The following is a 19,286-nucleotide window of genomic DNA, read 5'->3' as shown; positions in this document are numbered from 1 at the left end:
AGACGAATGAAATCCCTGTCAGGTTTGCGTCATGCCTTCCCCACGGCTCCATCGCTAGCATCGCCCCCCGTATTTACACCTACTACTTTCATCGCAATCAGGAGGCGAGTGATGGCCACGGCCAGCCGCAATTCAGTAAACCGGGTCCAGTTTGGACTCTGGGGCAGCGTGCTTCTCATCGGTGCCGCCATGCAGCCTGCATGGGGCGCGGAATCATCGGTTGATATCGGTACGGTGCAAGCGACCGCTGCGGGATCGGGCGCGGCGGCCGAGACCAGGAAAGTCGAGTCTGCGCCCTATCAGGCACCATCGAAAACCCCGCTGAAGGTGTCCCAGCCGACATCCGTCGTCAGCAAGCACTACATCGAGCACAACGTCGTCGCGACCAGCAACTACGACGACGTGGTCAAGAACACACCCAGCGTCTCCAGTGTCGGCCCCAACGGGCCGGGCATGATGGAAAACATGGGCCTGAGCATCCGTGGCTTCCAGGACGGGCAGTACGACATCACCTTCGACGGTATGCCCTGGAGCGACTCGAACGATTTCACCCATCACAGCACCTCCTACTTCATGGCGCACGATCTCGATCAGGCATCGGTGGATCGTGGTCCGGGTACGGCGGCGACGGTGGGAACGGCCCCCTTCGGCGGAACCATCAGTCTGCAGTCGAAGGCGCCGAGCGCGGTTTCCTCGATCAACCCTTATACCACGTTCGGCAGCTTCGGCACCCGGCTGTTCGGCCTGGAGTACGACACCGGCGTTCTGCCCCAGTACGGCGGCGCCTCGGGTTTCATCGACTACGAGAAATCGCAATCGAACGGCTACCTCACCAACAGCAAGCAGAAGCGCAGCAACGTTTTCCTCAAGGTGACCCGCCCCATCGGCGACAGCACCTCGGTGACCGTGGCGGCGATGCATAACACCGTTCACCAGAATGTGCCGGTCGGTGCGACAAAGGCCCAGATCGACCAGTTCGGTGCCAACTATGGCCTGAGCAGCGACCCGACCCAGCAGAACTACTACGGCTACAACTACGACGACATCCACACCGATTTCGAATACATCGACCTGCAGTCCTATCTGGATAGCGGCTGGATGGTGGACAACAAGCTGTACACCTACGCCTACTACCACCGCGGCTACAACGGACTGGACCCGAACGGCGAAACACCGAACGGCACCACCTACAGCGCGACCGATGTACCAGGCGAGAAGATGGGCATGGACTACCGCTCCGTGGGTGACTTTGCCCGCTTCGCCCGCGATATGGGTGCAGGCACCCTGAACACCGGACTCTGGCTGGATCACCAGTACAACAGCCGCTTCCAGTATCTGGTCGACTGGACTCTCAACGGTGCGCTGAACCCGAATTCCTCGGCAGCCACGGAACGCGATATGAAGGATACGCTGGACAACGTTCAGCCCTACGTCGAGTTCGCCTGGCATATCACGCCGTCCCTGAAACTGACGCCGGGGGTCAAGTACGCCTGGTTCCGCCGCACCCTCGACGCCGCCGTCAACCAGAAAACCGGGGCGCCGCTGTCTTACTCCAAGACCTGGAGTTCCGTCCTGCCGTCGGTGGACCTGCATTACCAGATCCAGCCGCACTGGGTGGCTTATGCCCAGGTGGCCAAGGGTTTCCTGGCGCCTAACCTGAATACCTTCTACACGGTCGACCCCAGTGCCAGCGACGTGAAGCCGGAAGAGACCATGAACTACCAGTTGGGTACCACCTGGGAACATGATCGTCTGGCCCTGTCGAGCGACGTTTACTACATCAACTTCAAGAACAAGGTGGGCCATCGCAAGGTGGGCAGCAACACCATCTTCTTCAATGAAGGCGGTGTGGTTTACAAGGGCTTCGAAATGGAAGCCACCTACTACGCGGGCATGGGTTTCAGCCTGTATGCCAACGGCAGCGTCAATGATGCCAAGACCAAGGATACGCATCAGTGGATCGCCAACACGCCGAAGAACACGGCGGCGGGCGGGCTCATCTACAACCGCGGTCCCTGGTACGGCTCCCTGCTGGATAAGTTCATCGGCAAGCGCTACGGCGACGATGGCGAAACCCAGGCGCTGGGCGGTTATAGCGTGACCAGCATGGCTGTGAGCTACACCTTCAAGTCGCAGGCGACCGCCTGGTTGCAGAAGGCGCGCATCAACCTGCAGCTCAACAACCTGTTCAACAACAAGTCCATCAACGCGCTGGCTGGTTATACCGCGCAAAACAATACGCCGCTCTACTGGACCATTCCGGAGCGCAACCTGTACGTCACCCTGTCCGCGAACTTCTGAGTATAGGTATCGGCAGGGGCGGTCGGTGGCCGGGAGAACCATCGACCGCCCCGGGGGAGGGGATTCCCGGGGGCTTCATGATCCCGGTGATGTTCTCGAGCAACCTGTCACATAACGGAAATTGAAGGGCAATAAACATCGGGGGACCGGCTTCGAAAGGCCGCGAACCCCCGAGCCTGCCTTACCGAGAGGATTGCGTATGAACCTCGATCGTATCTATCACATCGCCGCGGCATCCGGCGGCATTCTCTACATCATGGCGTTTCTGCTGCTCGTCGCATTGACGGTGATTCTGGAGCGGGCCTGGTACCTGCGTCGGGTCATCCGGAAAGGCGAAGTGGTTTCGACGGCCATCGCCGATCTGCACCACCTGGATATTCGCAGCATCGAGGCACTTTCCCAGCAGGCCCAAAGCTACCCGCAGGGAATCCTGCTGACAGTGCCGCTGCGCTACCCGGAAGTCAGCGATCCCATACGCCTGTCCGAACTGCTGGAAGAATCGATCCTCTGGCAGGCACCGCGTATCGACCGCAGCCTCTGGATGCTCGATACCATCATCACCCTGGCGCCGCTGTTGGGGTTGCTGGGCACCATTATCGGCATGTTCAACGCCTTTCAGGTATTGGGCAGCCCGGGCTCGGCGCCGACCCAGATCACCGGCGGTGTTGCTGAAGCACTGGTGGCGACGGCCAGCGGCCTTTTTGTGGCGATCATCGGGCTTGTGTGCTTCAACGGCCTGAACAACTACGTGCGCTTGATCATTCACCAGTTGGAAACCATCAAGGTCATGCTGGTGAACCGCCTGGATGCTCCGCGCCCTGCGCCCCGTCAAACGTCGGCGGAAGTGACGTCGTCAAGTCCCCGTCTGAGCGCCGCCCGCACGGCTGCGGTTTCCCTGGGGACTTGAACATGCGTTATTTCGAACAGCGAAAGGCACGGATCGAGATCATTCCGATGATCGACATCATGTTCTTTCTCCTGGTGTTCTTCATCATGATCACGCTCCGCATGATCCCGGCAACGGGTATTTCCTCGCAGTTGCCTCAAAGCAGTACGGCGCAGGCATTGCCGCACCCCAAACTGCTGGTGGTGTTGCAGAGCGATGGCAGTATCCGGGTAAACGATCGGGTGATGACGCTGGCGGCATTGACTGCGAAGCTTGCTGCAGCGCCCCATCCAGAGCAGCAGGTGGTGACCATTGCCGGTGCCAAGGCGGTGTCGCTGCAAAATCTGCTGGCGGTTATGGATGCCTGTCGCAAGGCCGGCGTGACGCAAATTTCGGTCGCGGCAAAAGAGGCGCCTTGAGATGACGGCGACTGTGGCAGAACTTTCCCTGCCGCCATACGGCCGGGGTGGCTTGTCCAGGGCCCTGGGGGTGGCGCTGTTGCTGGAATGCGCACTACTGGGCGGTGCGATCTGGTGGCTGGTCAGTGCGCACCAGCCAATACCCGCGGTAGTGAAGGCGCCAATGCACCTGTCACTGGTGACGTTACCGCCGCCTCCCAAGCCCCAACCGGTGTTGCCGAAACCCTTGCCCAAACCGGTGCCACCCAAGCCCAAGGTTCAGCCAAAGCCCAAGCCGGTACCGAGACCAAAACCCAAGCCTCGGGTGATCCCCAAACACCGGGTCAAGCCGCATCCGGTACCCAAGCCGAAACCGGCACCCAAGGTCCATCCAGTGGTGCACAAACCGTTGCCGAAACCGGTTCCCAAACCCCAGGTGGTGCCGCCGGTGGTCAAGGCGCCTCCTCCTCCGCCCAAGCCGGTGCCTGCCCCTGCGCCGTCGGCCAGTCCGGATGTAATGGCGGTCTTCGAAGGGCAGGTCAACACGGCGGTGCAGGCAGCGCTGTATTACCCGCCGGCAGCCCGGATGCTGAACCGTCAGGGACGGGTACGGGTGGCCTTCGATTACCGGGACGGAGCGGTCAGCCATATCCAGGTGGTGCACTCGAGCGGCTTCCAACTGCTTGACCGGGCGGCATTGGCCACGGTGCGCAAGGCCCACTATCCCGAGCCCCCGTCGGCGTTACTGCATCAGTCGGTGCATATGACGGTATGGGTGCAATTCCGGGAAACCAGCGACGACTGACGGGCCGGAGTCCGTCACGCCATCTTTATCAGGAGAGACTTCAATGAAACGGATCTGGGGTCTGGGGGCCGTGCTTGCCCTCGTTATCGCCGGCAGTGTCTGGGCGTTGTGGCCGCGTCAGCAGCAGGGCCTGGTGCTCTATTGTGCCGTGGATTACGGCCCGGCGGTGGCCAAGGCCTTCACCCGGGCGACCGGTATACCGGTCACCACAATTCGCCTGTCCACCGGCGCCCTGTTGGCGCGAGTTTCCGCCGAAGGCAAGCGGCCGGCCTGGACCCTCTTGTGGTTCGATGGCAACGATGCGGCGGCGGCACTCGACCAAGCCGGCCTGCTGGCCCGCAACAGCGTACCCACGTTGCGCTGGAATGCGCAGGGCAGCAGCCTGGTACCGAAGGATGGGAGCTATACACCGACGGGGCTGACCCTTGCTGGTGCCTTCACCTATCGACCGGAAACCCTGTCGAATCCTCCGCGTAGCTGGCCCGGCCTGATGCGACCCGACTTGCAGGGCGCCGTCGGCATGAACAACCCGGCGATTTCCGGTCCCATGTATCCGTTGCTGGCAGGCCTGCTCAGCGAAGGCGGCGGCTGGCCTAAAGGGCAGGGACGGGTGATGGCCCTGAAGGACCACGGCCTGCACGTCTACCCGAAGAATGATAATACGTTGGCCGCGCTGCGGGCCGGGGATATCAAGGTTGCCGTCACGCAGTCTTCTGCCGCCTGGTATCTGGCCGCGCAGCATCCGGAGCTCAGGGTCGTTCTGCCGAAACCGGCGTTTGCACTGCCGAGTGTGCTGACCGTGGCGGCGGCAGCACCGGCTCCGGTCAAGGCCGAAGCCGAACGTTTCATCCAGTTTGCCATGTCGCCGGAGATCCAGCGTCTGCGTATGGCCAAAGGCGGTGCGGACGGGTATTTCTGGCCGCTCACCACGGATGCGCCACCTCCGGTGGCCGGTTTGCCGCCGCTGGCTTCAGTCAGTCTCAAGGCGTTGGACCCCTTCCATTGGGGGGCGCTGGAGTCGCAGGTTAACCAATGGTTCAGCCACGCGGTCGTCGGCCAATGACTCAAGGGCGTCACGGTCTTCAAGGGCATCTGCAGGCGCTGCTCGTGCCGGCGGCTTTTGTCCTGCTGTTCGTCTACCCGATAGGGCGCCTTTTGCTGTTGCCCTGGCTGCCGTCTCTGGGGCCCGCCGGGTCGACGGGCTCCACTGGCGCTGTTGCGGGGCTGCCCTGGGCGGCCATCGGTAACACCCTGCGGCTGGGTCTTGTCAGTACCCTGTTGGCGGTGCCGGTCGGGCTTGCTCTGGGCTGGCTGTTGGAGCGCCGGCGCTGGACCGGCCAGTCGGTCCTGATACTCACGCTGTGGTTGCTGTTCCTGACGCCGAGCTACCTGCTGACCACCGGCTGGCAGATCGTTTTCTCTCTGCCGATGCTGCACCGGAGCACCCTGGCCGGATATTTCTTTGCCGAACCGGGCATCGTCGCCTTGCTCGCCCTCAAGGGGTTGCCCTTTGCCACCCTGGCGGCCCGTGCGAGCTGGCGGGCCATCGGTGCGGAAATCCTCGATGCCGCACGCATGCTGGTGGTGGCCGACTGGCGCCGTCGCTGGGTGCTGTTACGCCTGTTGCTGCCAGCGGTCGGTTCGGCCGTGGCGGTGGTCTTTATCGAAAGCATTCAGGAATTCGGTATCCCGGCGACCCTCGGTGCGCAGATCCACCTGCCGATCATCACCTACGCTATCTATGAGCGACTGGCGACGACCCCGGTCGACTTCGTCAATGCCGCCTGGCTCAGTTGGTCACTGGTCGCGCTGGCGTTTGTGGCGGCGGCCGTGCATCTCTATCTGGGCAGTCGTTACGGCGGCGCGTTGGTCCATGGCCGTCAGCGGGCGCAGGCGGCCACGGCCTGCAGCAGCGGCGAACGAGTGGCGGTGCAGGCCGCAACAGGTTTGCTGGCCGGTTTGGGGGTGGGTATTCCCGGGGTGGCGGTGGTTCATGCAGCCTTGGGGAGCGCGCAGACGCAGGCCCCGTTGCCGGTGCCCTGGGACAGCCTGATGCATTCCACAGTCTTTGCCAGCATCGGTGCCTTATTGGCGGCGGCGCTGGCCATGCTGCTGATTGTCCGGCAACGACGCCGCAGCCGCACCACCCTGCTGGCCGAGGGGGTGAGCCTGGCGAATATGGCGATTCCCGGCCTGGTCCTGGGGGCCGCCTATGTGATTGCCTTCAACTCCCGCTGGCTTCCCTTCTATGGGACGCCGGCATTGCTGGTGATCGCCTATGTCGCGGCGCAGGTGCCGATGCTGGTGCGCTTTCTGCAGGCGCCGATGGGCCAGGTCCATCAGAACCTCTCCGATGCGGCGCGTCTGCATGGTCTCCCCTGGGCTACTCGGGCGGTGGATATCCAGGCGCCGTTGTTGCTCTCGCCCTTTCTCTGGGGCTGGACCATGGCGTTTGGCCAGATTTTCTTTGAGCTGCCGGTGTCGGAACTGTTGTATCCCGCCGGTCATGCCCCGGTTGGCGTGGCCATCGTCGCGCTCAATCAATCATTGCGATATACGGAAGCGTCCCGCCTGGCATTGGCAGGTATCGGCCTGTGCCTGTTGATCGCCGGTGTTGTGGCACTGGCGCTGCGTCTGGCGATTCTGCAACCCATCCCCAAGGAGGCCACCTCATGACGGCATTGCTGGAATTGGACGCCGTGGAAAAACGGTATGGCCGGGCCCCTGTCCTGACGCACATCGATTTTCGCCTGGATCCAGGGGAGTTCGTTGTACTGATCGGGGGGTCCGGCTCGGGCAAGACCACCCTGTTGCGGTTGGTCGGTGGGCTGGAAACGGCCGACAGCGGCGTTATCCGGTTGCGTTCCCAGGTGGTGGATGCGCCGGCCGGCGGTGTCTGGGTGGCACCGGAAAAGCGGCGTCTGGGCATGGTGTTCCAGGATTACGCCTTGTGGCCGCACCTGAGTTGTCTGGACAACGTCATGGCGGCGATTCCGGCCCGTACGCCGGACCGCCGGCAACAGGCGATGGCGCTGCTGGAGAAGGTCGGCGTAGGTGCGCGAGCGGGGCAGCCGCCGCAGCGCCTGTCTGGTGGTCAGCAGCAGCGCGTGGGGATTGCCCGTGCACTGGCGGCAAAGCCGGACCTGCTGTTGTTCGACGAACCGCTCTCCAGCCTGGACGTGGATGCCCGTGAGCACCTGCGTCTGGAAATTCGCAGCCTGACCCGCGAATACGGCGCCGGGGCCTTGTTCGTCAGTCATGATCCGGTCGATGCCTGGCGCCTGGCGGATCGGGTGGTTGTGCTTGAACAGGGCCGCCTGATCCAGGCCGCGGCACCCGAGGATCTCTATGCGCAGCCTGCGACAGCGAGAGTGGCCCGCTTTATCGGCGCGCATGGTGGTTTCGGCGCACGCCTGATCCGGCAGGAGGGACGTCTGGGCGTCGACCTCAATGGCTGCTTTCATCCGGCGACGCCGATGGGGGTGGGCGAGGGCGAGGACGGCATCGTCTTCGTCCGGCCGGCGGGTGTCCGCCCTCACAGCGAAGGCGTCGCGGCCGAACTGATGCACTGCGCCTTCGAGGCGGGTAGCTACCGCGCCTATTGGCGGATTGCCGGTATCGGGCATCCGTTGTGCAGTCTGGAATCCACGCCGCCGGTGAGCTCAACCGCCCGCCTACGGATCGACCCCGAACACATCTTCATTTACCCAACACATCCAACAACAGGAGCAAACACGCATGTCTGACTGGGGTATTTTTCTGGCGACCTACCTGGCCGCCACTGTCGAATGGGTCGAGGCGTTTACCATCGTCCTGGCCGTCAGTATGAGTATTGGCTGGGGCCGCGCAACCGGCGCCGCCCTGACCGCCCTGCTGCTGCTGGCGGTGATGACGCTGGCGACCGGCGGCGCCCTGAGCCTGGGGATGGACATGCAGTGGCTGCAGTTGGTGATCGGTGTCTTCCTGCTGTTGTTCGGCGTGCGCTGGTTGGCCAAGGCCGTGGCGCGTCAGGCGGGTTTGAAAGCGTTGCATGATGAGGACGAAGAGTTTGCCGAGACCCGCCAGGCGCTGGAAAAGGGCGACCGTCATGCCGCCTGGTTGATTGCCTTCAAAGGCGTGTTGCTGGAGGGACTTGAAGTCTGGCTGATCGTCGTGGCACTGGGCATGAAGAGCCATCACACGGTGTTGGCGTCCGGTGCGGCGATCCTGGCGCTGGCGGTGGTCGCCGGTGCGGGGCTGGCGGTGCGCGAACCATTGCGGCGCGTGCCGGAAAATGCCATCAAATTTGTGGTTGGCGCCATGATCGTCGCCTTCGGCACTTTCTGGACACTGGAAGCCCTGGCCGGCGATGCCGCCTGGCCGATGGGTGACTGGAGCCTGCTGGCGCTGGTCGCCTTCTATCTGGTGGGCGGCCTTGGATTGGCCGCCCTGCTCAAACCACGGCAAGTTGGAGAGATGACCTCATGAAGGCCTTGTTCAAGACACTATTTGGTGACTGGATCAACCTGGGATTCGTGATCCTGCTGGTGGCCCTGGAATTCGCACTGGTCCGGGCGGGTTATCCCAGCCAGGCGGGCCTGGCGGTGCCTCTGGTGATTCTGGGCGGCGTGAGCGTGCTCGCCAGACGTTGAGGTGACTTTCCGTGACGATCAGGCCGGGTCGTTCGACCCGGCTCCTTTAAGCCCTGGCCGCTGAGCCAGGCACGTCAATCGTCATCGTTAAGGGTGGCCTTTCCGTCCGTCGAACCGCGTTTCCAGTAGCTGGCGGCATGAATCCGGGTCTTGTCGAATCCCCGTTCGCCCACCAGATGGCGACGGATGGCACGGATAGCACTGTTTTCGCCGGCGGCCCAGATAAAGCCGTCACCTTCGGGTAAGGCGAAACGCCGGACGGCCTGCTCCAGGTCTTCGTGGGTACCGGGCTCGATGCTGTCGCGATCAACCCACAGGGCTTCCAATTGGGTGCGGGTGTCGAAACCGATATGTTCTGCGCTGTCCGCTACCTCCGCGATGACGAAAACCGGTTTGCCTTCCGGCAACTCTTCCAGGCGTCGGGCGATAGCCGGAAGCGCCGTTTCGTCGCCGACCAGCAGATGCCAGTCGTATTCGGCCGGGATCACCAGGGAGCCGCGGGGTCCGCCGGTGCCCACATAATCGCCGGGCTTGGCCGTGGCGGCCCAGGTTGAGGCAGGACCATCGCCGTGCAGGACGAAATCGATATCCAGCTCCTGGCGCTCCGCATTGTAACGGCGGGGTGTGTAGTCACGTGCCGGTGGGCGGGGACTGTCTTCCGGGAACACAGGGCCATTGGGTCCCGCCATAGGCAGTACCGGTTTTTCCTGGCCGGGGAGCGGGAACATCAGTTTGATATGGTCGTTGAAAGAGGCCGACGTAAAGCCGGCAAGGTCGTCGCCGGTCAAGGTGATGCGTCGTAGTCTGGGACTTAGGGTTTCGGTCCGGGCGACCTGCAGCAGGCGGAACTTCAACGGGTGGCGTACCCGGTAGGGGGCCAGTTCGGTGGTTGTCATGGGGTTTCCTTTATTCAGTGTCAGTCGTACCGGTGATCTCGGCGGCGGCACGGACCAGGATGGTGGCGATGCGACGTTGTTCGTCCGGTGACGCGTCGGTGCGTGATAGCAGCGCTCTCTTGAAGTTACGGCGTGCTTCCACGTATTCCGGCAGGAAGGCGTCGTCGTTTTCCTCTTCGTGCATGGCACGCCGGATAGAGGCCATTTTGCGTGCGATATGGCGTAACTTGTTCAGCAGCAGATCGGCGTCGTCCCGGCGCTGCTCCAGCGCTTCACGGCCTTCCGGCGACAACTGGTAGCGCTTACGGTTGCCGTGGACTTCGACGCTGGCGTAGCCCAGCTCCTCCAGATAGGTCAGTGCCGGATAGATCATGCCCGGACTGGGTTGGTAGACGCCGTTGGAACGCGCGCCGATGTCCTTGATCAGCTCATAGCCATGGCGGGGTTCATCGCCCAGCAAGGCCAGCAATAGCAGCTGAACATCGTCCGACGTAAATTTGCGCCCCCGGGTCAGGCCTTCTTCTCCGCCGTTTCCGCGGTGATGTCTATGTCGCATCATGATATGTTCTCTGTCATAGAATATATCGTAAGATATATTTTGTGAGAGTTTTATGTCAATCGCGAGAGTGTAGGGGATTGGTCGTATAGGGATTGGTCTATGGGGAAGGGCGTATGCGCAGCTCCTGATGGTGAACTGTTTCTTCTATCCCTTGTCCACGGATACAGCCCTCAGGAGCGTCACCCCTGATGGCCGAATTGTCGGGCGCCTGGAGGTTCTGCAACCCGATATTGTGCGATCGACTCGCCCGTTGCCTGGCCGTTGGCAGAGCCGGAGCGCAAAGGTCATCACATAACGCATCGCTGTTACACCGAAGAGCCGTGTCATCGTCAGTCTTCAGCCAGGTTTCAGTGACGGAAGCTTATACTGCTGGTATCTATTTCCCGGAGACGTTACAGGGTGTCAAAACTCGCTATTTTTTTCTGGCTTATGAATATTGTGCTGGATACGTCCGGCCATCTGGCGTTCAAGTCGGCCGCTGTCACTGAGCATGAAGTCGAGTTTGAGCGTTGGAAGATCATGTTGTCCTCGCCGGTGCTCTGGTGCGGCATCGCCTGTTTTGTCCTGCAGTTTGGTGTTTGGTTCGCCCTGCTTTCCCTGGTTCCCCTGTCACTCGCCGTACTGATTGCTTCGATCAATATCGTGGCGGTGATGCTGGCCGGTTGGCTATTCCTGGGCGAACAGCTGAGCCGGCATCGTGTAGTGGGCATGTGCATGATTGCCGTTGGCGTGGCGGTCGCGGGGCAGCATCTATGAACCGCGCCTGGTTTTATGTCCTGGGCTTCGGCCTGTTGGTCCTGTTCGATACCTGGACACAAACGTCGTTCAAACTCGCCGCCGGTCAGGCCGGCGGATTTGCCTTGACGCTGGTGTGGCTCAAGGATGCGCTTCACAGTGTGTGGACCTATGCCGCTGTGGCGGGGTATCTGGGGGCATTCGTGACCTGGATGACACTGCTCAAGCACGCACCGGTAGGGCCGGCCTTCGCGGTGACGCACCTTGAGGTGGTCTCGGTACTGATCGTTTCCGTGCTGTTCTTTGGCGAACATCTCGGCATGGCGCAGGTGATGGGCGGGCTCTTCATTGTTGCCGGTATTATCGTTTTAAGCCGGAGTGAGTCATCGGCTTTATAGGGACCCACCAGCCTTCAGCAGACTCGCCTGTGGGTTGGGGCACCATCGGTCAGTTGACCTTCTCCAACAAAGCCCCCACCCATCCCGGTAAGGCTTCGCAGGCGGTAGCGGAGATGCTTTCCGCGCCGCTGGGGGTGGTGCTGGCGTCAGGGTTGATGACGGTGACCGGGATACCGGGGCGGACATAATCCAGCAGCGAGGCGGCGGGATAGACTTCGAGGGAGGTGCCGACCACCAGCACCCGGTCGGCGGTGGCCATAAGGACGGCGGCATCCTGTAGGCGGGGAACCGCTTCGCCGAACCAGACCACATCGGGTCGGAGCTGCGATCCCAGGTCGCAGAGGTCGCCCAGTTCGATATTTCCTGACAGCGCATAGACCCGCGTGGGATCTCTGGAGCTGCGGGCTTTCAGGATTTCCCCGTGCAGATGCAGCACGTGGCTCGAGCCGGCGCGCTCGTGCAGGTCGTCCACATTCTGGGTGACCACGCTGACCCGGTAGCCGGTTTCCAGTGCGGCAAGGGCCTTATGGGCGGCATTGGGCCGGGCCGCGCGGACCTGATCGCGCCGCTCGTTGTAGAAGCGCAGCACCCGGTCGGGATGTGCCTGAAACGCTTCCGGTGTTGCCAGATCGTAGACGCTGTATTGTTCCCAGAGGCCGCCCTGGCCACGAAAGGTGGCCAACCCGCTTTCGGCGCTGATGCCTGCGCCAGAGAGTATGACGATGTGTTCGGGCATGGTATGACCTCCTGAAACAACCTCGGTGGGCGACATCTTAAAACAGTCGTGCAGGTTTCTGTCGACGGCGAGAGCGCAATTTCTTTCAAGACGGCTTGGACACGTCGCGCCACAATCCGGTAACAGGGGGTTAGCGGCCTGGCTTCCATTACCAAGGAGTTTTCATGTTCGATACCAAGATTGCGATCGTCGTCAAAGAGGATTTACACACCTGGCAGAAGCTGAATGTCACAGCCTTTTTGATGAGCGGTATTGTTGGCGCCGCACCGGAAATCATTGGCCAACCCTATGAAGATGCTGCCGGTAACCAATACCACAGCCTCACCGTTCAGCCGGTAATCGTGCTGGCGGCGGATGCCGCGCTGTTGGCGAAAATTCATCGGCGTGCTCTCGAGCGGCAGGTATGTACGGCGCTCTATATCGAGGAGATGTTCAGCACGGGGCACGATGCGGCGAACCGTGCCGTCTTCGCCGAATACGGGCCGGAGTCCGCAAAAATAGTGGGCATCGCGCTACGTGAAGAGAAGAAACAGGTGGATAAAATCACCAAGGGGGCTCGAATGCATCCCTGAGCGTCACTCAGGCAGAAGGCGCCCGGGACCTTTTCTTTATGGTCGGCGAAAGGGTTCTGACGCATACTCGTAGGCTGATTGCGGCAAGATCATAATGGCGGTTTTGTTGGAGCGGGAGACAATGCGTACAGCACGGAGGTGGCCGTTTGCGGTGGGTGCCATGCTGACGGTGACCTTATTGATGGCCGGTTGTCACCGCTCGCCTGGAGAGGGTGGCCCCAGGTCGGCCGGGATGATGGGGGGCGGCATGATGAATGGCGGTATGATGAGCCCGTCACCTGCGCCGGTGACGTCCCCCGAACCTGCCCAGAGCGATGCCGCGCCGGCGCCGGCCGTGGCCGGCAACCATGACGGTGCCCGCAAACTGTATCGCCAGGCCTGCGGTCAATGCCATGCCGTGCCGCAGCCCTCGCTGCATTCGGCACAAGCCTGGCCGGCGGTGGTGGATCGGATGCGTCAGCACCTCCGGCAATATGGTCAGCAGGACCTGACGGACAGCCAGATCAGGACCATTGTCGGCTACCTGCAACAGCACGCCGCCCAGTAGCGCGAAACCGATGCATCCTTCGGAATGGGTGTGGAGGAGAGGATCCTTATGAAGACCATCGGCCTGATCGGCGGTATGAGCTGGGAATCCACGATTCCGTACTACCGCCAGATCAACGAAACCGTCAAGGCCCGGCTGGGCGGGCTGCATTCTGCCCGAATCGTCCTCTATAGCGTCGATTTCCACGATATCGAACGGCTCCAGCACGCCGGGCGCTGGGATGAGGCCGGTGACCTGCTGGCTCTGGCGGCCCGTTCGCTGGCGGCGGCAGGCGCCGATTTCCTGGTGCTCTGTACCAACACCATGCACAAGGTGGCGGAAGCCATCGAGTCGGCGGTCGATATTCCCCTGCTGCATATCGCCGATCCCACGGCGGCGGAAATCAAGCGTGCCGGGATAAAGAACGTGGGGCTTCTGGGGACGCGGTTTACCATGGAGCAGGGGTTCTACCGGGACCGCCTGATACACCGACATGGTATCGGGGTACTGGTGCCCGACGAGGCCGACCGTGAAAGCGTGCACCGGATCATCTATGAAGAGTTGTGCCTCGGTATCATCAGCGACCGCTCCCGCGACCAATATCGCGCCATCATCCAGCGCCTGGTCGACCGTGGTGCCGAAGGTGTGATTCTCGGCTGCACGGAAATATCTTTGCTGGTGGCGCCTGAGGATGCTTCCGTACCCCTGTTCGATACCACCGGCTTGCATGCCCTCCAAGCGGCGGAGCGGGCTTTGGCCGAGTAAGGCACGAGGCTTGTGCGAACGGGAACCGACTAATGTCGTGCCCGTGATTTCCCCTATATACCTTGTATCGCCTTCGAGCAGTGTTTAGGCTTAAAAGTCCCCATAAACCCTTATACGAAGCCGGGTATCCATGAGCGAAGCCTCCCAATCCCCGAAGAAACGCGTAGTCAGTGGCACCAAGTTCCGGAGTGAGCACGGTTTTTCTGCGATCAAGGACGGAATCAAAGCCTCGTCCCACGCCGAAACGCCGGTGCAGCGAAAGCCGGATTGGTTGCGCGTACGCATGCCGGGAGGGGAGCGCTATGACGCGGTACAGCGGAATGTGAAGGATCACCGGCTGAGTACCGTCTGCCAGGAATCGCACTGCCCCAATATCGGCGAGTGCTGGAACAACGGCACCGCCACCATCATGGTGATGGGCGCTGTCTGTACCCGAGCTTGTCGCTTCTGTGCGGTGGATACCGGCAATCCCAAGGGCTGGCTGGATAGCGACGAGCCGGAGAATACCGCCAAGTCGGTCGAACTGATGGGGTTGCGCTATATCGTGCTGACGTCGGTCGACCGGGACGATCTCGACGACGGCGGTGCCGCGCATTACGCGGCTTGCGTTAAGGCGATCAAGACGCGCACGCCTCAGGTGAAAGTCGAGGCGCTGACGCCGGATTTCGATGCGGTGATGGCGCATGTCGAGCAGGTGGTCGATTCCGGACTGGATGTCTTCGCCCAGAACGTCGAGACGGTGAAGCGCCTGACCAGCCGGGTGCGCGATCCCCGCGCCGGCTATGAGAAAACCCTGAGTGTCCTGGCCCATGCCAAGCAATACCGGCCGGACATCCTGACCAAAACCAGCCTGATGCTGGGGCTGGGCGAGACCGACGAGGAAATCCTCGCCACCATGGACGACCTGCTCGCCATCGGTGTCGATATCCTCACTCTGGGCCAGTATCTGCGCCCCACCAAGAACCATCTGCCGGTCGAACGTTACTACTCCCCGGAGGAGTTCAATCGCTATCGCGACATTGGCCTGGAAAAGGGCTTTATGGAAGTGGCGGCCGGACCCATGGTGCGTTCCAGCTATCGGGCGGACCGGGTGTTCGAGAAGAACAACCTGGGGCTTTACACACCAGAGGTTCCCAGTGAGCCGGCAGCGGGCCAGATTACGGTACGGATACTCGATTGATGGACGAAAGGCCCGCTATTGCGGGCCTTTCCCGTCTTACTCCAATCCCTTTCACGGCCTTACCGAAACCCAGCCACTTCCTGTGCCGTATAGGGTTTCTCCAGCATGGCAATTTCGTCGTCACTGAGCGTCAGCGACAATGCGGCAACGGCATCGTCCAGGTGCTGTGGCCTGCTGGCGCCAATGATCGGGGATGTCACCCCTTTCTTCTGAAGTAGCCAGGCCAAGGCCACCTGGGCTCGGGGAACCCCCCGACTCTCCGCAATCCGTCCCACCGCCTCGATAATCTGGCGATCGGCTTCTTCCCGGTGACCGTAGAGTGTCTTGCCGAACTCATCGCTGGCCTGGCGCTCGCTGCCTGTATCCCAGGCGCGGGTCAGTCGGCCGCGAGCCAACGGACTCCAGGGCATGACGGCAATGCCTTGATCGGCGCACAGGGGCAGCATTTCCCGTTCTTCTTCCCGGTAGAGCAGGTTGAGGTGATTCTGCATGCTGACGAAAGGCGTCCAACTGTTGAGGCGGGCGGTGTAGAGCGCCTTGGAAAACTGCCAGGCATGCATGGAGGAGGCCCCGATGTAACGGACTTTGCCGGCTTTCACCAGGTCGTGCAGCGCTTCCAGGGTTTCCTCGATCGGGGTGTCGTAGTCCCAGCGGTGAATCTGGTAGAGATCCACGTAATCCGTGCCTAGGCGGCGCAGGCTGTTATCGATTTCGGTGAAGATCGCCTTGCGCGACAGCCCTGCACCATTGGGGCCGGGCCGCATGCGGATAAACACCTTGGTGGCGATGACCAGATCTTCGCGGCGAGCGTATTCCGTCAGGGCGCGACCGACGATTTCCTCCGAGGTGCCGTCCGAATAGGCATTGGCCGTGTCGAAGAAGTTAATGCCGAGGTCGAGTGCCTGCTTGATCAGCGGCCGGCTCCGGGCCTCATCGAGTGTCCAGGGGTGGGTGCCGCGCTGGGGGACGCCGTAGGTCATACAGCCCAGGCACAAGCGGGACACCTCCAATCCGGTTAAGCCGAATTTCACATAGTCCATTGCTGTTCTCCTGGCGCGATCATGCGCCGTTTCCGTAGAGATGAACGTCTAGCTTGCACGGTATCGCCTTGGGATGAACATCGGAAGTCTTGATATTTAAAATGATCACTGTCATCCGCTTACGCGGTGCACCGGAGCAAGACTGCTCCCATGGCCTTGATGCCGATATGGCCATGGGGGCGGTCCTCGCCATTTTGGAGAACGACGGGTTACCGGACTCTAACCTTCCAGGATGGCGGTGACGCCGAGGCCACCTGCCGCGCAGACCGAGATCAGGGTTCGCCCGGCTTGTCCGGTTTTGGCCCGGAGCTCGGCCAACTGTTTGGCGGCACTGGCGATAATACGGGCGCCGGTGGCGGCAAAGGGGTGGCCCAGGCCGACCGAGCCGCCGTTGACGTTGAGCTTGCGGCGGTCGATGCTGCCCAGCGGTGCGCTCAGTCCCAGGACGTTCTGGCAATAATCCGCGCTTTCCCAGGCTGCCAGGGTACAAAGTACCTGACCGGCGAAAGCTTCGTGGATCTCGTAATAGTCGAAGTCCTGCAGTGTCATGTTATTGCGGGCGAGCAGGCGGGGGACGGCATGGGCCGGCGCCATCAGCAGGCCGTCCGCGTGGGGGCCGAAATAATCCACCGCTGCGGCTTCCGCATCGACCAACCAGGCCAATGGCGTATGGCCCCGTTCCTGGGCCCAGGCTTCGGAAGCCAATAACACGGCAGCTGCGCCATCGGTCAACGGCGTCGAGTTGCCCGCGGTGAGGGTACCCTTACCGGAAGTGGTATCAAAGGCGGGTTTCAGGCGGGCGAGCTTTTCCAGGGAAGTGTCGGTTCGCAGATTGTTGTCGCGATCGAGCCCGGCATAAGGGGTGATCAGGTCGTCATGGAAACCGCGCGCATAGGCCTTGGCGCCGTTCTCATGGCTGGCCAGCGCCAGGATGTCCTGGGCTTCGCGGCTGATCCGCCAGTGTTTCACCATTTGCTCACAATGTTCTCCCATACTGAGTCCGGTACGGCGTTCATTCACGTTGGGAATGGATGGTGACAACATGGAAGGCCGCAGACGGCTCAACAGGCGCAGCCGCTCGCTGCGGTTCCGGGCACGGCGGAAGTGGAGAAGCCATTGGCGCAGATTGTCGTCCAGCGCCATGGGCGCGTCAGACGCCGAATCCACGCCGCCGGCAATGCCCACCTCGATCTGGCCCACGGCGATCTTGTTGCCGATCAGGATCGTTGTCTCCAGCGACGTCGCGCAGGCCTGCTGGACATCATAGGCGGGGCATTGCGGTGAAAGCCCGCAGGCAAGTGCGGCTTCGCGGCTGATATTGGCATCTCTGGCATGCTTGAGTACGGCACCTCCCGCGACTTCCAGCCGTCTTTCTCCCTGAAGGCCGAAACGGTCGACCACGCCTTTCAGCGCCGCGGTCATCATGTCGATATTGGTGGCTTCGGCGTAAGCCGTATTCTGGCGGGCAAAGGGAATGCGGACGCCTCCGAGAATGGCGGTGCGTTGCAGGGTTTTCATGACGTTCTCCTCCGTAGGTCTGGTTGTGGCATTTTATATTATGATCGTAATTTATTGATTATATGTTGACCGTAATGTAATCTGTCAAGCATGGGTGTTGGGCATAGAGGAGTGGCGGGATGAAAGTCAGCAGAAAGCAGGCGGCGGAGAATCGGGAGCGCATTCTGGATGTGGCTGCACAATTGTTCCGCGAGAAAGGCTTTGATGGCATCGGTATTGCCGATCTCATGAAGAGCGCAGGACTGACGCATGGCGGCTTCTACAATCAATTTGCTTCGAAAGAAGATCTGGCTGCCCAGGCTACGGCGCGCGCCATCGAGCAAAACAGCGAATATTGGGCCCGGGTATTCGACGCGGAAGCCGACCCCTGGCGTGTTTATGTCGAGCGTTATCTATCCCCTGCCCACCGCGACAATCCGGGGAACGGTTGCACATATGCGGCCCTGGGTGCCGAAGCGCACCGTCATGACCCGGCTGTTGCCAAGGCTTTCACGGAAGGATTGCAGAAGACGTTTGAACGCTTGGAGACCGTTGTGCCCGACACAGGACAGGGAACTTCGCGTCAGCGGGCGATAACGGCCATGGCTGCCCTGGTGGGCGCGCTGGTGATGGCGCGGGCGGTGGATGATCCGGACTTTTCCGGGGAAATCGTCGACGCCGTCCGCACCTCATTGCGGGGTAGCGCGGAATAGCCGGAAAGCGATCATTTCGGTGATCCGCTCTCGAGTTTCCGGCGCGGCTGTGTGAAGATTCTCCAACAAGGGTTTTGATGCGTCGGACGGGAGTATTTCATGTACTACATTGTGGAAACCCACAAATCCTTCGAACAGGCCGCCACCGATCTGGAAGCGGCGGTTAAGGCGCACGGATTTGGTGTGCTGCACGTCCATGATCTTGGCACTACCCTGCGCAGCAAGGGCATCGACTTCGAAGAGCAATGCAAGGTGTTTGAGGTTTGCAATCCGGGGCAGGCCGCCAAGGTGCTGTCCGCTGATATGCGCCTTAATATGGCCTTACCCTGTCGAATTTCGGTCTTCACCGATAACCAGGTCACCAAAATTGGCCTGATCAAACCTGCAGCCATGCTGGCGGGCCTCTCCCAGGACGAAACGCTGCTGCAAACGGCCCAGGATGTCGAAGATGCCACCATCCAAATGGTCGAAGCCGCCCGTTGACGTTATACTGAGCATCGAGTGATCGATAACCGGCACGGCGCCGCCGTCAGCCGGTTTTTTTTATGGCCGTAGCGCCCTTTATCGCGAGGAGTTCTGCCGGGTTTTGTTGTTGATTTCCCGGAAAAGACTTCTTGTTTACGTGAAAACTCCGCGGAATCTGCTAGT

22 protein-coding genes are annotated in these 19,286 nt (G+C 61.4%); 17 read left to right on the top strand and 5 right to left on the bottom strand.

The window, feature by feature from the left end; all coding sequences use genetic code 11:
- Positions 1–111: 111 nt before the first annotated feature.
- The 9 genes from CLR77_RS04940 (at position 112) to CLR77_RS20110 (ending at position 9,021) form a co-directional block, all read left to right on the top strand.
- Positions 112–2,301, top strand: coding sequence for a TonB-dependent receptor (locus CLR77_RS04940; protein WP_158227120.1), 2,190 nt, complete (start codon positions 112–114; stop codon positions 2,299–2,301).
- 199 nt (positions 2,302–2,500) lie between these two features.
- On the top strand, positions 2,501–3,208 hold the full coding sequence (locus CLR77_RS04935; RefSeq protein WP_097459436.1) for a MotA/TolQ/ExbB proton channel family protein: 708 nt from the start codon (positions 2,501–2,503) through the stop codon (positions 3,206–3,208).
- A gap of 2 nt (positions 3,209–3,210) precedes the next feature.
- Positions 3,211–3,606 carry an ExbD/TolR family protein gene (locus CLR77_RS04930; protein WP_097459435.1) on the top strand — a complete coding sequence of 132 codons (396 nt, stop codon included), beginning with the start codon at positions 3,211–3,213 and terminating at the stop codon, positions 3,604–3,606.
- Between the two features lies 1 nt (position 3,607).
- Positions 3,608–4,390: an energy transducer TonB gene (locus CLR77_RS04925; protein ID WP_097459434.1), complete on the top strand. Its 783-nt coding sequence runs from the start codon at positions 3,608–3,610 to the stop codon at positions 4,388–4,390.
- 43 nt (positions 4,391–4,433) lie between these two features.
- Complete coding sequence (locus CLR77_RS04920; RefSeq protein WP_097459433.1) at positions 4,434–5,453, top strand: ABC transporter substrate-binding protein; 1,020 nt, start codon at positions 4,434–4,436, stop codon at positions 5,451–5,453.
- On the top strand, positions 5,423–7,066 hold the full coding sequence (locus CLR77_RS04915; protein ID WP_097459432.1) for an ABC transporter permease: 1,644 nt from the start codon (positions 5,423–5,425) through the stop codon (positions 7,064–7,066). Before CLR77_RS04920 ends, CLR77_RS04915 begins: the two co-directional genes overlap by 31 nt.
- A complete protein-coding gene (locus CLR77_RS04910) occupies positions 7,063–8,136 on the top strand; it encodes an ABC transporter ATP-binding protein (protein ID WP_097459431.1) in 1,074 nt (357 codons plus the stop codon). The genes CLR77_RS04915 and CLR77_RS04910 overlap by 4 nt, the downstream gene beginning before the upstream one ends.
- Entirely contained in the window at positions 8,129–8,857 is a 729-nt protein-coding gene (locus CLR77_RS04905; protein WP_097459430.1) for a COG4280 domain-containing protein, read from the top strand. The genes CLR77_RS04910 and CLR77_RS04905 overlap by 8 nt, the downstream gene beginning before the upstream one ends.
- Entirely contained in the window at positions 8,854–9,021 is a 168-nt protein-coding gene (locus tag CLR77_RS20110) for a hypothetical protein (protein ID WP_158227119.1), read from the top strand. The genes CLR77_RS04905 and CLR77_RS20110 overlap by 4 nt, the downstream gene beginning before the upstream one ends.
- Positions 9,022–9,095: 74 nt before the next feature.
- Here CLR77_RS20110 and CLR77_RS04900 read toward each other — a convergent pair whose 3' ends face one another.
- A complete protein-coding gene (locus tag CLR77_RS04900; protein WP_097459429.1) occupies positions 9,096–9,917 on the bottom strand; it encodes a siderophore-interacting protein in 822 nt (273 codons plus the stop codon).
- Between the two features lie 10 nt (positions 9,918–9,927).
- Positions 9,928–10,476 carry a PadR family transcriptional regulator gene (locus tag CLR77_RS04895; protein ID WP_097459428.1) on the bottom strand — a complete coding sequence of 183 codons (549 nt, stop codon included), beginning with the start codon at positions 10,474–10,476 and terminating at the stop codon, positions 9,928–9,930.
- Positions 10,477–10,875: 399 nt separating this feature from the next.
- Here CLR77_RS04895 and CLR77_RS04890 point away from each other — a divergent pair, with 399 nt between their 5' ends.
- The gene (locus tag CLR77_RS04890; RefSeq protein WP_227519805.1) at positions 10,876–11,232 is read left to right on the top strand and encodes an EamA family transporter; all 357 of its coding nucleotides are present in this window, start codon (positions 10,876–10,878) and stop codon (positions 11,230–11,232) included.
- Positions 11,229–11,609: an EamA family transporter gene (locus CLR77_RS04885; RefSeq protein ID WP_097459427.1), complete on the top strand. Its 381-nt coding sequence runs from the start codon at positions 11,229–11,231 to the stop codon at positions 11,607–11,609. The genes CLR77_RS04890 and CLR77_RS04885 overlap by 4 nt, the downstream gene beginning before the upstream one ends.
- Before the next feature lie 49 nt (positions 11,610–11,658).
- Here the strand turns inward: CLR77_RS04885 and CLR77_RS04880 are convergent, their stop codons facing one another.
- Positions 11,659–12,345: an SIR2 family NAD-dependent protein deacylase gene (locus CLR77_RS04880; protein WP_097459426.1), complete on the bottom strand. Its 687-nt coding sequence runs from the start codon at positions 12,343–12,345 to the stop codon at positions 11,659–11,661.
- A 164-nt stretch (positions 12,346–12,509) separates the two neighbouring features.
- Between CLR77_RS04880 and CLR77_RS04875 the strand changes: the two genes are divergently transcribed.
- From CLR77_RS04875 to lipA, 4 genes are all read left to right on the top strand, one after another.
- Entirely contained in the window at positions 12,510–12,917 is a 408-nt protein-coding gene (locus CLR77_RS04875) for a DUF2000 family protein (protein WP_097459425.1), read from the top strand.
- Between the two features lie 160 nt (positions 12,918–13,077).
- Positions 13,078–13,464: a c-type cytochrome gene (locus CLR77_RS04870; RefSeq protein ID WP_158227118.1), complete on the top strand. Its 387-nt coding sequence runs from the start codon at positions 13,078–13,080 to the stop codon at positions 13,462–13,464.
- Positions 13,465–13,512: 48 nt separating this feature from the next.
- Positions 13,513–14,208, top strand: coding sequence for an aspartate/glutamate racemase family protein (locus tag CLR77_RS04865; RefSeq protein ID WP_097459423.1), 696 nt, complete (start codon positions 13,513–13,515; stop codon positions 14,206–14,208).
- A gap of 130 nt (positions 14,209–14,338) precedes the next feature.
- The gene (gene lipA, locus CLR77_RS04860; protein ID WP_097459422.1) at positions 14,339–15,388 is read left to right on the top strand and encodes a lipoyl synthase; all 1,050 of its coding nucleotides are present in this window, start codon (positions 14,339–14,341) and stop codon (positions 15,386–15,388) included.
- A 59-nt stretch (positions 15,389–15,447) separates the two neighbouring features.
- Here the strand turns inward: lipA and CLR77_RS04855 are convergent, their stop codons facing one another.
- On the bottom strand, positions 15,448–16,428 hold the full coding sequence (locus CLR77_RS04855) for an aldo/keto reductase (protein ID WP_097459421.1): 981 nt from the start codon (positions 16,426–16,428) through the stop codon (positions 15,448–15,450).
- 219 nt (positions 16,429–16,647) lie between these two features.
- Positions 16,648–17,946, bottom strand: a complete 1,299-nt coding sequence (locus CLR77_RS04850; protein ID WP_097459420.1) for an acetyl-CoA C-acetyltransferase — start codon at positions 17,944–17,946, stop codon at positions 16,648–16,650.
- Between the two features lie 119 nt (positions 17,947–18,065).
- On the opposite strand from CLR77_RS04850, the gene CLR77_RS04845 reads away from it, so the two are divergent.
- Both CLR77_RS04845 and CLR77_RS04840 read left to right on the top strand, forming a co-directional pair.
- On the top strand, positions 18,066–18,638 hold the full coding sequence (locus tag CLR77_RS04845; RefSeq protein WP_097459419.1) for a TetR/AcrR family transcriptional regulator: 573 nt from the start codon (positions 18,066–18,068) through the stop codon (positions 18,636–18,638).
- Positions 18,639–18,737: 99 nt separating this feature from the next.
- Positions 18,738–19,121, top strand: coding sequence for a DUF302 domain-containing protein (locus tag CLR77_RS04840; protein WP_097459418.1), 384 nt, complete (start codon positions 18,738–18,740; stop codon positions 19,119–19,121).
- Positions 19,122–19,286: the final 165 nt, after the last annotated feature.

The sequence above is a fragment of the Mangrovitalea sediminis genome, from assembly GCF_002514725.1.
Taxonomy (GTDB): domain Bacteria; phylum Pseudomonadota; class Gammaproteobacteria; order Pseudomonadales; family Oleiphilaceae; genus Mangrovitalea; species Mangrovitalea sediminis.
This window is presented reverse-complemented; position numbering and strand designations above follow the sequence as displayed.